This is a genomic window from Streptomyces sp. C, assembly GCF_000158895.1.
Taxonomy (GTDB): domain Bacteria; phylum Actinomycetota; class Actinomycetes; order Streptomycetales; family Streptomycetaceae; genus Streptomyces; species Streptomyces racemochromogenes.
In genome coordinates this window covers 291,396-306,356 of the sequence record NZ_GG657752.1, presented here as the reverse complement: position 1 = coordinate 306,356, position 14,961 = coordinate 291,396, and the positions used below count along the sequence as shown (strand labels likewise).

Annotated in this window: 2 protein-coding genes; both read right to left on the bottom strand. The window is 75.6% G+C overall.

The features are described from left to right. Positions 1-1,335: FAD-dependent monooxygenase (locus tag SSNG_RS37235; protein WP_007269160.1), on the bottom strand; the 1,335-nt coding region annotated here is incomplete at its 3' end. After that, positions 1,332-14,723, bottom strand: a complete 13,392-nt coding sequence (locus SSNG_RS43205) for a type I polyketide synthase (RefSeq protein ID WP_050780108.1) — start codon at positions 14,721-14,723, stop codon at positions 1,332-1,334. The genes SSNG_RS43205 and SSNG_RS37235, both read right to left, overlap by 4 nt. Positions 14,724-14,961: the final 238 nt, after the last annotated feature.

Here is a 14,961-nt window from a genome sequence, read left to right as displayed (position 1 = left end):
CCGGCGGCGGGGCGGCGGCCGGGCCAGAGCAGCGCGATGTGGTCGCGCTGGTCGAGGACGGGCGCCCCCGGCCGTGCTGCCGGGTCCGGTGGAAAGAACCGGCAGCCGGTCTCCGGGGCGGGCCCTGCGGTGCAGGGCCGAGCGCCACAGCGGTTCGTCGGTGGCGGCGTAGCCGAGGCCGATCTGGCTCATCAGGGGGGCCGCGACGTGCCGCAGGAGGCCGGTGCGGTGGGCGGCGGCCACCTTCAGGTCCCGCAGGCGGCGGTCCCGTGCGGTGGGGGCGCCGGACAGTTCCATTTCGGTGCGGATGACCGTGCGGACCTGCTCGACGGCCTTGCGGCGTTCGGTGTCGTACGTGTCGACGATCCGCTCGTCCCAGACGCCGTGGACGACGCCGGCGAGCTTCCAGCCGAGGTTGATCGCGTCCTGGAGGCCGAGGTTGAGGCCCTGGCCGCCGAGGGGGACCACCGAGTGGGCGGCGTCGCCGACGAGGACGACCCGGCCTTCGCGGAACCGTTCGGCGACGCCGGGGCGCGGGTGGTAGGTGCGGGTCCACAGGGGTTCGCCGAGCCGGTACGGGAGGCTGGTGCGCTCGTCGACCATCCGCTGCCAGTCCGGCAGCGGGCGGTCCGACCAGTCGGTCTCCCCCGGGGCCACGATGGTGGCGAGGCGGCAGACGCCGTCGGGGAGGTGGACCAGCGGGAGCAGCCCGCTGTCGGCGTAGTGGTACTCGACGGTGGAGACGCGCGGCCCGGTGACGGGGAAGTCGCCGAGGGCGATGCCGAGCGGGAAGGGCACGCCGGGGTAAGGGATGCCGAGGAGCCGGCGGGTGACGCTGCCGGCGCCGTCGGCGCCGATCAGCCAGTCGGCGGCGGCCTGTTCGGTGCGGCCGTCGGAGTGCCGCAGGGTGGCGGTGGGGTGCGGGCCGGAGGTGTCGATCGCGGTCAGTTCGGTGCCGTACTCGATGGTGCCGCCGAGTTCGGCGAGGCGGCGGTGCAGCAGCACTTCCAGCTCGCTCTGGACGATGCCCAGGCCGTAGGGGCGGGCGGCGCCCAGCTTCGTCATCGGTACGGTGCCCAGCCGGCGTCCGCGGGAGAAGAAGCTGACGTCGTCGGCCCGGAACCCGCGGGAGACGAGTTCGTCGGCGATGCCGACCTTCTCCAGGAGTTCCAGGACGCGGGGCCAGATCATCACGGCGCGGGAGTGCGGGTCGTACTCCTCCTGCGGGGGTCTGGCGTCGACGATCCGCACCGGCACGGACTGCTGGAGGAGGTCGCAGGCGAGCAGGGTGCCGACGGCGCCCGCTCCGACGATGAGGACGTTCTGCCCGGTCATATCGCGGCCGCCTTCGTCTGTGCGGCGGGGCCGGTGCCCGCCAGGTGTGCTTCGATCGCCCCGGCCGCGGCGGCGGCGCCGCCCGCGTCGTGGCTGAGCCGCCGGAAGCGGGCCGCCGCGGCGGCGGTGCCGGTGTCGGCGGTGACGGTCTCGACGGCCGCCCGCAGGCGTGCGGCGGTGACGTCGGCCGGGTCGAGGCGCAGGCCCAGGCCCAGTTCGGCGACGCGGTCGGCGATGATCTCCTGCTCGACCATCTGCGGGACGACGACCATCGGCGTGCCGAAGGACAGGGCTTCCATCGTGCTGCCCATGCCGCCGTGCGTGACGAACGCCGCGGCCTGGCCGAGGACGGACAGCTGGGGGACGCTGCGGTGCACCTCGCAGTGCGGCGGCAGGGTGCCGAGGTCCGCCGGGTCGGCCTGCCGGCCGATGGACAGCACCAGGTGGAGGCCGCTGTCGGCGAACGCCTCCACGCAGGTGCGGTAGAAGGACGTGGCCCGGTTGAAGACCGTGCCGAGGGAGACGAACACCGTCGGCCGGTCCGGGTCCCGGGGGCGCCAGGTGCCCTCGGCCTCGCGGCCGCCCAGGCTGGGCCCGACGAAACGGTAGTGCTCGCCGAAGGTGTGCGCCCCGGGCTGGAACTCCCTGGGCAGGAAGGCCAGGTTGAGTTCCTCCTCGAAGTCCATGAACTCCTCGGCCCGGACCCCGTCCAGGCCGGCCCCGTGCAGGAACTCGGCGAGGCGTGCGTCGAACTCGGCGCCGTTGGCCTCGTGGGAGGCGGAGCGGCCGGTGCGGGCCAGCATGGCGTCCATCAGCGCCCACGAGCGGCTGGAGGCGAGGGAGGGGAAGAACTGCACGGCGCGCGCCCCCCACCTGCGGGCCAGGGCGCGCCCGGCGAACGGCACCGTGTTGTCGTACACGACGAGGTCGGGGCGGTCGACTCCGACGAAGGACTCCGCGAGGGCGATCCGGTCGGCGCTGCCGTGCAGGAAGAACAGGGGCAGGGCGCTCAGGTCGTTCTCGGCGAACGCGCGCGGCGACTGACCGGGCGAGGTGGCGACGTCGTAGCGGCACACCTGCGCGCCGAGCCGGGTCAGCTGCTCCTCGAAGGCGCCGGTGGTGAAGTAGGTGACCCGGTGACCGCGCGAGACCAGCTCGGCGACGATGCCCAGGGTGGGCGACACGTGCCCGTGGGCGGCCACGCTGAAGAATGCGATGTGTGCCATCAGATGCCGATCTCTCCGTTCAAGATGTCGAACAGCTCCTCGTCGGTGACGTCGTCCACGTCGGTCGGCGCCGGCGGCCGCACCGGCCCGCCGACCTCGGCGAGCAGGGCGCGCAGCCGGTCCTCCAGGTAGCGGGCGGTGGCCGGGTCGGGTGCGGTGGTGCGCAGGCCGGCCGTGAGGTCGTCGAGGCGGCGGACCACGGCCGGGTCGGGCTGGTCCAGGGGGGCGGGGGCGGGGGCCAGTTCCCGGTCGAGGAACTCGGCCAGTGCCAGCGGGCTGGGGTGGTCGAAGACGAGCGTCGGGGAGAGCCGCAGGCCGGTCTCGGCGCCGAGCCGGTTGCGCAGTTCGATGGCGGCCAGCGAGTCCAGTCCCAGTTCCCGGAAGGAGCGTTCGGCCGGTACGTGGGCGGACGTGCCGTGGCCGAGGACCGAGCCGGTCTGGGTGCGCACCAGGTCGGTGAGGAGCCTGCGGCGGGTGTCCGCGTCGGCTCCGGCGAGCCTGCGGGTGAAGGCGCCTCGCTCGGGTGCGGCCGGCCGGCCCGCGGTCCGGGCCGTCCCGGTCCGGGCCGGGGCGGCTGCCGGGCGGGCGGCGACCAGGTTGGGTACGCCGGGCAGGGCCAGCGCCGCGTCGAGCAGGGCGAGCGCTCCTCGTTGCAGGGGTGCGTGCCGTTTGCGCGCATCGGGCGACGCTCGGGGCGAGCCGCCGGCATGCCGCGTTCTCGGCCCAGGGGCCCCACTGAGGGGACTGGCGGGCAGTCCCAGGGAGCGCGGTGGTTGGGCGAAGGCGTCCAGGAAGCCGTTGGCGGCCGCGTAGTTGGCCTGGCCGGGGCTGCCCATGACAGCGCGGCCGCGGACGAGAACAGGACGAAGGCGTCGAGGCCGGAGTCCTTTGTTCAGCTCGTGCAGCGCGACGGCGCCGGCCGCCTTGACCCGGAGGACCCGTTCGAACTGGTCCTCCGTCAGGGTGGCGAGCAGTCCCGTCGTCGACGACGCCCGCCGCGTGGACGACCGCCTTCAGGGGGCGGTCGGGCGAGACGCCGGACAGGACGGCCGCCAGGGCCTCGCGGTCGGCCACGTCGCACGCGGCGAGGGTCACGCGGGCGCCGAGTGCGCGCAGGGCGGAGGCGAGTTCCCCGCCCCGCGGGTCGGCGGTGCCGCTGCGGCTGAGCAGCAGCAGGTCGGTGGTGCCGTGGCGGCGTACGAGGTGCTCGGCGACGACCGCGCCGAGGCCGCCGGTGCCGCCGGTGATCAGGACGGTCCCGGTGAACGCGGGCGCCGGCCGGGTGGGGGCCGGTGCGCCGGGCGCGGTCTCGGGCCGGCGGACCTGGCGGGGGACGAGCAGCCGCCCGTCGCGGACGGCGGCCTCCCGCTCGTCGGCGCCGAGGACGCCGGGCAGCGCGTTCCACGACTGCGGCTGCCCGTCGACCTCGACGACCAGGAACTTCCCGGGGTGTTCGGCCTGTGCGGTGCGCAGCAGTGCGCGGACCGCACCCCGTGTGGTGCCGGCCGGGTCGCCCGCCGGGACCAGCAGGACGAGCCGGGCCGTCTCCGCGAGCGGGGACGCGGTCCACCGGCGCAGCAGGCCGGCGGTCCGCCAGGACGCCTCGCGGGCGTGGCGGGCCGGGTCGTCGGGGTCGGCGGGCTCGGCCGCGTCCAGCAGGTGCAGGACCGTCGCGGGGGCCTCGGCCGCCCGCTCCAATGTCTCCAGGTCCGGGTACGCGGTGAGGGGTACGCCGCCGAGGGAGGCCGGCACGGCGGTGCCGGCGGCCCGGCCGTCCCCGAGGAGCGCGTGGGGGCCGGTGGGGGCCGGGGCGGGGTCCAGCGGCTGCCAGTGGATCTCCAGGAGGGCGGCGGTGTCGCCCGCGAGGTCCTCGGGGCGCATCCGGCGCAGGGTCAGCGAGGCGACCGAGGCGACCGGTTCGCCGAGCCCGTCGGTGATCTCCAGCGACAGGGTGTCGGCGTCGGTCCGGGTCAGGTGCACCCGTACGGTGGCGGCGCCGGCCCGGTGGAGGGTGAGCCCCTGCCAGGTGAACGGCAGCCGGCCGGCGTCGTCGGACCCGCCGGGCGACTCGATGAAGCCGGTGTGCAGGGCGGCGTCGAACAGCGCGGGGTGGAAGGCGAACCGTGCGGCGTCGTCGGCGTCCGCCGGGGGCAGGGCGACCTCGGCGAAGACCTCGTCGCCCCGGCGCCAGGCGGCCTTCAGGCCCTGGAACGCCGGGCCGTAGTCGAAGCCCATGGCGGCGGCGCGGACGTACGTGTCGCCCGCCTCGACCGGTTCGGCGTCGGCCGGCGGCCACACGAGCGGCCCGGCGGAGGGGCCGGCGGAGGCGCCGGCGGACGGGCGGGAGGACGGTGTGGCGCCGCTGAGGAGCCCGCTCGCGTGCCGGGTCCAGCCCGTGTCGGGGGCGCCGGCCGGCCGTGCGTGGACGGTCACGGTCCAGGACCCGGGCTCCCCGTCGGGGCCGGCGGGGGCCAGGAGCGTCTGGACCTCGACGGCGGAGCCGTCGGGCAGGCGCAGCGGGGCGAGGACGGTCAGCTCGTCGAGGGTTTCGCAGCCGGCTTCCCGGCCCGCGCGCAGGGCCATCTCCACGAAGGCGGTCCCGGGCACGATGACGGTGCCGTTGACGACGTGGTCGGCCAGCCAGGGGTGCGTACGGGCCGACAGGCGGCCGGAGAGGACCACCTCGTCGGAGTCGGCGCGGTCGAGGACGGCCGTGAGCAGCGGGTGCGCGTCGGCGCCGTGCGCCCCGGCGGGGCGCGGGCGCGGCCAGTGGCGGGTCCGGCGGAAGGCGTGGCCGGGTACGCCGGGTGCCCGCGTGCCGGGGCCGAAGTACGCCTGCCAGTCCGGGTCGGTGCCCCGGGCGAACAGTGCACCCAGGGCGGCGGCGAGGGTGTGCCGGGTGTCCTTGCCGCGCCGCATCAGGGGGACGAAGCCGGACGCGTCGCCGGCCTCGGTGACGCACTGCTGGGCCATGGCGGTCAGGACGGCGTCGGGGCCGAGTTCGAGGTACGTGCGCACCCCGGCGGCTTCCAGGTGGCGGACGGCGTCGTGGAAGCGGACGGCCTCGCGGACGTGGCGCACCCAGTAGGCGGGCGAGGTCAGCTCTGCGGCGGCGGCGAGGGTGCCGGTGAGGGTGGAGACCACCGGGAACGCGGGCTCGGAGTAGGCCAGCGACTCGGCGACCTCGCGGAACGCCTCCAGCATCGGCTCCATCAGCGGCGAGTGGAAGGCGTGCGAGACCGTCAGGCGCTTCGTCTTGCGTCCCTGCTCGGCCAGTTGCGCGGCCACCGCCAGGACGGCCTGCTCCACGCCCGAGATCACCACGGACTGCGGGCCGTTGACGGCCGCGATGCCGACCTCACCCGACAGCAGAGGACGGACCTCGTCCTCCGTGGCCTGGACGGAGACCATCGCGCCGCCCTCGGGCAGGGCGCCCATGAGGGCGCCGCGGGCGCGGACCAGTGCCGAGGCGTCCGTGAGGGAGAGGACCCCCGCGACGTGCGCGGCGGCGATCTCGCCGATCGAGTGGCCGGCCACGAAGTCCGGACGCAGACCGAAGGACTCCGCCAGCCGGTACAGGGCCACCTCGACGGCGAACAGCGCCGGCTGGGTGAACTCCGTGCGGTGGACCTCGTCCCCCTCGCCGAAGACGATGTCCTTCAGCGGGAAGTCGAAGTGTCCGCACACCTCGTCGAAGGCCGCCGCGAACACCGGCTGCGCCTCGTACAGCTCACGGCCCATGCCCGGGCGCTGCGCACCCTGGCCGGTGAAGAGGAACGCGGACCGGCCCGGGGTGGCCGCGTCCGTGACGTCGTCGGCCAGGGCGGCCAGGGCGGCCAGGGCCTCGTCCCGGTCCTGTGCGACCACGGCGGCGCGGTGCTCGAAGGCCTTGCGGCTCACCGCCAGCGACCGGCCCACGGCCGTGAGGTCGGCCTCGGCGTCGGCCGACACCCGGGCCAGCAGCTGCCGGGCCTGGGCGCGGACGGCGTCCCCGTCGCGGCCCGACAGCACCCATACGGGCGTGGGGGCGGGGGCGGTGCGCGCCGGCTCCTTCCGGGGTGACGGGCGGTTGCTTTCCTTCCAGGATGACGTGGGCGTTGGTGCCGCTGATGCCGAACGAGGACACGGCGCGCGGCGCGGTTCCTCCGCCGGGGTCCAGGCCAGCGGTTCGGTCAGCAGCCGGACCTCGCCCGCCGTCCAGTCCACGTGCGGGGTCGGGGCGTCGACGTGCAGCGTCTTCGGTACGACGCCGTGCCGCATCGCGAGCACCATCTTGATCACGCCGGCCACGCCGGCGGCGGCCTGGGTGTGGCCCAGGTTGGACTTCAGGGAGCCCAGCCACAGCGGGCGGTCCGCCGGGCGTTCCTGCCCGTACGTGGCCAGCAGTGCCTGCGCCTCGATCGGGTCCCCGAGCGGGGTGCCCGTGCCGTGGGCCTCCACCACGTCGACCTGGTCGGCGGTGAGGCCGGCGTTGGCGAGGGCCTGGCGGATGACGCGCTGCTGGGCGGGGCCGTTGGGCGCGGACAGGCCGTTGGAGGCGCCGTCCTGGTTGACGGCGGAGCCCTTGAGGACGGCGAGGACCTGGTGGCCGTTGCGGCGGGCGTCCGACAGCCGCTCCACGAGGAGCATGCCGACGCCCTCGGACCAGCCGGTGCCGTCCGCGGCCGCCGCGAAGGGCCTGCAGCGGCCGTCGGGCGACAGGCCGCGCTGGCGGCTGAAGTCGACGAACGCGTCGGGCGTCGACATGACGGTCACGCCGCCGACCAGCGCCAGCTCGCATTCGCCGCGCCGCAGCGCCTCCGCCGCGAGGTGCAGGGCGACGAGGGAGGACGAGCACGCCGTGTCCACCGTCAGCGCGGGCCCCTCGAAGCCGAAGCTGTACGCGATCCGGCCCGAGACGACGCTGGCCGCGCCCCCCGTGCCGAGGTAGCCCTCCAGGTCCTCGGCGGACCGCGCCACGAGGGCGGTGTAGTCCTGGCCGTTGGAGCCGATGTAGACGCCGGTGCGGCTGCCGCGCAGCGAGTCCGGGTCGACGCCGGCCTGTTCGAACAGCTCCCAGGAGGTCTCCAGCAGCAGGCGCTGCTGGGGGTCCATGGCGAGGGCCTCGCGCGGGGAGATCCCGAAGAAGCCGGCGTCGAAGTCGCCCACGCCCTCCAGGAAGCCGCCGGCCGTCGCGTACGTGGTCCCGGGCGCGTCGGGGTCGGCGTCGAACAGGTTCGCCAGGTCCCAGCCGCGGTCCTGCGGGAAGGGGCCCACCGCGTCGACGCCGTCCGCGAGGAGGGTCCACAGCTCGTCGGCCGAGGTCACGCCGCCGGGGAAGCGGCAGGCCACCCCGACGACCACCACGGGGTCGGAGGCGTCCGCCACCGGGCCCGCCACGACGGCCTGCCGCGCGGTGCCGGCCAGCTCGCCGCGCAGGAACTCGGCCAGCGCCGCGGGGCTGGGGTAGTCGAACGCGAGGGAGGCGGGCAGGCGCAGTCCGGTGACCGCGCCGAGCCGGCCGGCCAGCTCCACCGAGGCCAGCGAGTCGAAGCCCAGCTGCCGGAAGGACCGCTCGGGGGCGATGGCGTCGGGCGTCGGGTGCATCAGGAGTTCGGCGGCGTGTCCGCGGATCAGGCCGACGAGCGCCGCGCGCTGCTCGTCCGGGCCGCGGCCGGCCAGGGTGGCGGCGAACCCGGTGGTGGCCGGCGCGGGCGCCGCCGTGCCGGTGAGCGCCCGCAGTACGGGGCGCCGGGCCGCCGGGCCGTGGGCTCGTGCGTACCGGTCCCAGTCGATGTCGGCGGCCAGGACCGCCGTCTCGCCGTGGCGGATCGCGCCGTCCAGCAGGCGCAGGGCCCGCCGCGGGCTCATCGGGCGGAAGCCGGTGCGGCGCATGCGCTCGCGGACGACGGCGTCGGCCGCCGCCATGCCGTCGCCTTCCCAGGCTCCCCAGGCGACGGCGGTGGCCGGCAGGCCTTCGCGGCGGCGCTGCTGGGCGAGGGCGTCCAGGGCGGCGTTCGCCGCGGCGTAGTTCGCCTGTCCGGCCGCTCCGATGACACCGGCGAGCGAGGAGAAGAGGACGAACGCGTCGAGGCCGAGGCCGCGCGTCAGCCGGTCCAGGGTGAGGGCGGCGTCCGTCTTGCCCGCGAGTACGCGGGTGAGCTGCGCGGGGGTCAGGGCGCTGAGGACGCCGTCGTCGAGGACCCCGGCGGTGTGCACGACGGCCGTCAGCGGGTGTTCGGCCGGAACGGCCGCGAGCAGCGCGGCGAGGGCGTCCTCGTCGGAGACGTCGCAGGCCGCGAGGGTGACCTCGGCGCCCAGCGCGGTCAGCCCGTCGACGAGCTCCGCGGCGCCCGGGGCGTCCGCGCCGCGCCGGCTGACCAGCAGCAGGTGGTCGGCGCCGGCCTCGGCCAGCCAGCGGGCGACGTGGCCGCCGAGGGCTCCGGTGCCGCCGGTGACCAGGACGGTGCCGCGCGGCGACCAGTCCCGGGCGGGCGCCGACCAGCCGGTCCGCACCAGCCTGCGGGCGTGGGCGCCGGAGGGGCGCAGGGCGGTCTCGTCCTCGTCGGCGGCTCCGGAGAGGAGGTCGCAGAGCCGTCGCAGGGCGTCGGCGTCCAGCTGTTCGGGCAGGTCGACCAGGCCGCCCCAGCCGGCGGGCGCCTCCAGCGCGGCCACCCGGCCCAGGCCCCAGAGCTGGGCCTGGCGGGGCCGTACGGGGCCCTCCTCCCGCTCGTCCACGCGGACCGCGCCGCGGGTGGCGACCCACAGGGGGGCCGGCTGGCCGGTGTCGCCGAGGGCCTGGAGCAGGGCGAGGGTGGCGGCCGTGGCGTCGGTGCCGTCGGCGTCGAGCAGGGACAGCACGCCGGAGAGGCCGTCCGCCGGGATCTCCCCGGCCAGCCGCCGGGCGAGTACGGTCCGGTCGTGCTCGGCGGCGGTCAGGGGCAGCGGCACGACGCCGGCACCCCGGTCGGCCAGCGCGGCGATGACGGTGTCGGCGTACGCGGCCGGGTGGCCGGCGTCGGTGACGACCAGCCAGGAGCCCAGGGGGGCGGCGGTCGCGGAGGGGTCGGAGGGGTCTTCGAGCCGCTCCCAGGTCACCCGGTAGAGCAGGTCGTCCGCGTCGTCGCCGTGGCCGGCCGCGGCGGCCACGGGTGCGGCGGGCCAGTAGCGCTGCCGCTGGAAGGCGTACGTGGGCAGGTCGACGCGGCGGCCGGACAGGACGCGCGTCCACTCGGCCTCGACGCCGCGGACGAACGCTCCCGCGAGGGCGGACATCAACGTGAACGTCTCGGAGCGGTCGCGGCGCAGGAGGGGCAGGAGGGCGGCGGGCTCGTCGAGGCAGGCCTGGCCCATGGCGGCCAGGACGGCGTCCGGGCCGAGTTCGAGGTAGGTGTCGACCCCGGCGGCTTCCATCTGCCGCATGGCGTCGTGGAAGCGGACGGCCTCGCGGACGTGGCGCACCCAGTATCCGGGCGAGGTCATGTCCCCGGTGAGGGTGGAGACCACCGGGATCGCGGGCTCCGAGTAGGTGAGGGACTCGGCGACCTCGCGGAACGCCTCCAGCATCGGCTCCATGAGGGGCGAGTGGAAGGCGTGCGAAACCGTCAGGCGCTTCGTCTTGCGACCCCGGTCCGCCAGCTGCGCGGCCACCGCCAGGACGGCCTGCTCGGCACCCGAAATGACCACGGACTGAGGGCCGTTGACCGCCGCGACGTCGACATCCACCGACAGCAGCGGACGTACCTCCTCCTCGGCCGCCTGGACGGACACCATCGCCCCGCCCTCCGGCAGCGCACCCATCAGCGCGCCACGGGCGGCCACCAGACGGGCCGCGTCGGCCAGGGAGAAGACCCCTGCCACGTGCGCGGCCGCTATCTCACCGATGGAGTGGCCCGCCATGAAGTCCGGGCGGACGCCGTAGGACTCCAGGAGCCGGTACAACGCCACCTCGACGGCGAACAGCGCCGGCTGGGTGTACTCGGTGCGGTGGACCTCCTCCCCGCCCCCGAAGACGATCTCCTTCAGCGGGAAGTCGAAGTGTCCGCACACCTCGTCGAACGCGGCCGCGAACACCGGCTGCGCGTCATACAGCTCACGCCCCATCCCCGGACGCTGCGCACCCTGACCCGAGAACAGGAACGCGAACTTCCCACCCGACACCGCACCCTCGACCACGCCCGACGCCGAGCGGCCCTCGGCCAGGGCCTCCAGCCCGGCCAGCAGACCCGCACGGTCCCCGGCCACCACGGCCGCCCGACTGCCCAGCGCGGCCCGCGAGACCGCCAGCGAGAAGGCAACGTCGCCCGGCTCCGGCTCCGGATCCGCCGACACCCGCTCCAGCAGCCGGCCCGCCTGGGCGCGGACGGCCTCCGCGTCGCGGCCGGACAGCAGCCACACGGGCAGGGGGGCGGGGGACGTCCGTACCGGTTCCTCCGGGGTGACGGGCGGTGCTTCCTCCAGGATGACGTGGGCGTTGGTGCCGCTGATGCCGAAGGAGGACACGGCCGCGCGGCGCGGGCGGCCGGTCTCCGGCCAGGTGACGTCCTCGGCGAGCAGCTCGACGCGGCCTGCCGTCCAGTCCACGTGCGGGGTGGGGGCGTCGACGTGCAGGGTGCGGGGCAGGAGGCCGTGGCGCATCGCCATGGCCATCTTGATGACGCCGGCCATGCCCGCCGCGGCCTGGGTGTGGCCCAGGTTCGACTTGACCGAGCCGAGCCACAGCGGGCGGTCCGCCGGCCGGTCCTGGCCGTAGGTGGCGAGGAGGGCCTGGGCTTCGATGGGGTCGCCGAGGGTGGTGCCGGTGCCGTGTGCCTCGACGGCGTCGACCTGGTCGGCGGTGAGGCCGGCGTTGGCGAGGGCCTGGCGGATGACGCGCTGCTGGGCGGGGCCGTTGGGTGCGGACAGGCCGTTGGAGGCGCCGTCCTGGTTGACGGCGGAGCCCTTGAGGACGGCGAGGACCTGGTGGCCGTTGCGGCGGGCGTCCGACAGCCGCTCCACGAGGAGCATGCCGACGCCCTCGGACCAGGCCGTGCCGTCGGCGGCGGCCGCGAAGGGCTTGCAGCGGCCGTCGGGCGAGAGGCCGCGCTGGCGGCTGAAGTCGACGAAGGAGGCCGGGGTGGACATCAGGGCGACGCCGCCGGCCAGGGCCAGTGTGCATTCGCCGCGGCGCAGGGACTCCGCCGCGAGGTGCAGGGCGACGAGGGAGGACGAGCACGCGGTGTCCACGGTCAGGGCGGGGCCCTGGAAGCCGTAGAAGTAGGACAGCCGCCCGGACAGGACGCTGCCCGCGCCGCCGGTGCTCAGGTAGCCCTCCAGGCCGGTCTCCCCGGCGAGCCGCGGTGCGTAGTCGTGGTACATCTGGCCGGCGAAGACGCCGGTGCGGCTGCCGCGCAGGGAGTCCGGGTCGATGCCGGCCTGTTCGAACAGCTCCCAGGAGGTCTCCAGCAGCAGGCGCTGCTGGGGGTCCATGGCGAGGGCCTCGCGCGGGGAGATCCCGAAGAAGCCGGCGTCGAAGTCGGCGGCCCCGTCGAGGAAGCCGCCCTCGCGGGTGTACGTGGTGCCGGGTGTGTCGGGGTCGGCGTCGAAGAGGCCGTCCAGGTCCCAGCCGCGGTCCTGCGGGAAGGGGCCCACGGCGTCGGTGCCCGAGGCGACCAGGCGCCAGAGTTCCTCGGGCGAGCCCACACCGCCGGGGAACCGGCAGGCCGCGCCGACCACGACCACCGGATCGGCGGCGTCCGCCACCGGGTCGGGCGCGGCGTTCGCGGGCTCCGGGCCGAGCAGCTCGCCGTGCAGGAACCGGGCGAGGAGGACGGGGCTCGGGTGGTCGAAGGCCAGGGAGGCGGGCAGCCGCAGTCCGGTGGCCGCGCCCAGCCGGGCCGACAGGCGTACCGAGGCCATGGAGTCGAAACCGAGCGGCCGGGACTGCTCGCGCGGGTCGGAGGCGGCGGAGGTCGCGGTGGTGGCGGCGGTGTCGCCGCGGACTTCGGCGATCGCGTCGGTGACGAGGCGCAGCAGGCGCCGGTCGCGGCCCGGCCCGCTCAGCGTCAGGAGTTCCCCGGTCAGGTGCCGGGTCAGCTCGGGGTCCTCGGTGGCGGTGGTGGCCGTGCGGGGCGCCGCCGGTTCCCGGCCGAAGGGGTGGACGCGTACGGCCGGTTCGCCTTCGATCAGTGCGGCGTCGAGGCCTTCGCGGAGTTCGTGGCCGGTGACCTCGGGTGCGGCGGTCAGGGAGAACGCGGTGCGGCCGTGGGCGCGCAGGCGCTGTGCTGCGGCGTCGAAGACCGCTCCGGGGGTGTCGGCGGCGAGCAGGACCACGGCGGGGGCGTCGGAGCCGGCGAGGGCCCGGTCGACCGCTTCGGCGTCGGCCGGGTCGCAGGTCGCGCGGGTGACGTCGGTGCAGTGGTGGGCGCCGGTCAGGTGTCCGGCCAGGGTGTCGGCGCGGTCGCCCTCGCCGGGTGCGGTGAGCAGCAGGACGGGGGTGGCGGCCAGGGTGGCGGTGTCGTCGGCGGGGAGCGAGGCGGGGACGGGCGCGGGGCCGGGCAGGGTGCGGCTGATCCGGTCGTGGTGGGTGGTGCCGGCGGCGATCAGCCGGGTGGGTTCGGGGCCGGTGCCGAGGAGCCGGCGGACGGTCTTGCCGGAGGTGGTCCGGGGGATGTGGGCGGTGATGTGGAGGGCGACGGGCACCTTGTAGTAGGCGAGCCGTTCCCGGCAGCGCGTCAGGATGTCCCGGGGTGACAGGGTCCTGCCTTCGCGGGGGACCACGTAGGCGACCGGGACCTCGCCGAGGCCGCTGTGCGGGCGGGCGACGACGGCGGCGTCGGCGATGTCCTCGCCGGCGCGGATCACGTCCTCGATCTCGGCGGGGTGGATGTTCTCGCCGCCGCGGATGATCAGTTCCTTCAGCCGTCCGGTGATGGTGAGGAAGCCGTCGGCGTCGAGGCGGCCGAGGTCTCCGGTGCGGTACCAGCCTTCGTGGAAGGCCTCTTCGGTCGCCTCGGGGGCGCGGTGGTAGCCGAGCATCAGGCTGGGGCTGTCGACGCGGATCTCGCCCTCGTCGCCGCGGGGGACGTCGAGCCCGGTGGCCGGGTCGACGACGCGCAGGCCGAGGCCGGGGACGGGGCGGCCGCAGGAGCCGGGGACGCGCGGTCCGGTGAGCGGGTTGCAGGTGATGACGCCGGTGGTCTCGGTGCTGCCGTAGCTGTCGATCAGGGGGACGCCGAAGGCGTCGGCGAAGCGTGCGCCGAGTTCCGGGCCGGTGACCGCGCCGGCCACCAGGAAGGCACGCAGTCCGGTCAGGGCCGGTTCGGCCTCGCCGGCGGTGTCCAGGAGGTGGTGGCAGAGCGTCGGGACGGCGGCCATCAGGGTGTAGGGGGCGGAGCGCAGTTCGGCGAGCACTTCGCCCGGGGTGGAGTCGGCCATGATGCGCGCCGAGGCTCCGGTGGCGGTGACGCCGAGGACGCACAGGTTGAACGCGAAGCTGTGGTGGAGCGGCAGCGGCCACAGCAGGCGGTCGTCCTCGGTCATGGCGAGGACGGACGGGTATCCGGCGGCGACGGACCAGAGGCCGGCGCGCTGGGTGGACCGGACGCCCTTGGGGGTGCCGGTGGTGCCGGAGGTGTAGAGCATCCAGGCGACTTCGTCGAGGGCGAGGTCGTCGGGGGCGGGCGCGGGCGGTTCGGTGGCGGACAGCCGGGCGTAGTCGTGGACGCCCGTGCCGTCGGTGCCGGTGGTACCGGTGGTGCCGGTGGTGCCGGTGGTGCCGGTGGCGGGGGTCTCGCCCGGTGCGGTGACGACGACGAAGTGGACGCCGTGTCCCACCGCGTCCAGGCGGCGGTACTGGGCGAGGCGGTGCGCGTCGGTGATGACGAGGGCGGGCTGCGCGTCGTCGAGGACGTGCTTCAGTTCGGCGTCGCCCGCGTGGGGGCTGACCGGTACGGCGACGAGGGCGGCGCGGGTGGCGGCGAGGCAGCTCTCGACGGTCTCGACCCGGTTTCCCAGGTGGACGAGGACGGGCCGGCCGCGGCCGGCGGCGAGGGCGGCGAGGTGGCCGGCGATCCTGCCGGTCGTGGCCGCCAGTTCGCCGTAGGTGACGCTGCGCGTCCCGTCGGAATGGGCGATCCGGTCGGCGCGCTCGCGTGCGTGCTCCAGGAGGAGTTCCGAGAGGGGCCTGAGAAGGCCGTCCCGCACAGCGTGCTCCCCCATTGCATGCCCCCCGCATCCGCTCGCCCGCATTGATCCAGCCCCATGCTCTTGCCGTGCGGGAGAAAGGTTTATGAATTTCTTTGAATCCCCCGCTCGGCGGCCGATACTATGCGAGCCGACAAGTGAGATCAACTTCAATAGTGGTGTTACCCGGGGCGACCCCTATCGGCCCCTGCAAACCCCTGGCGCAACCCCTTAAGCGGCCTACTGGTCAACCCCTATT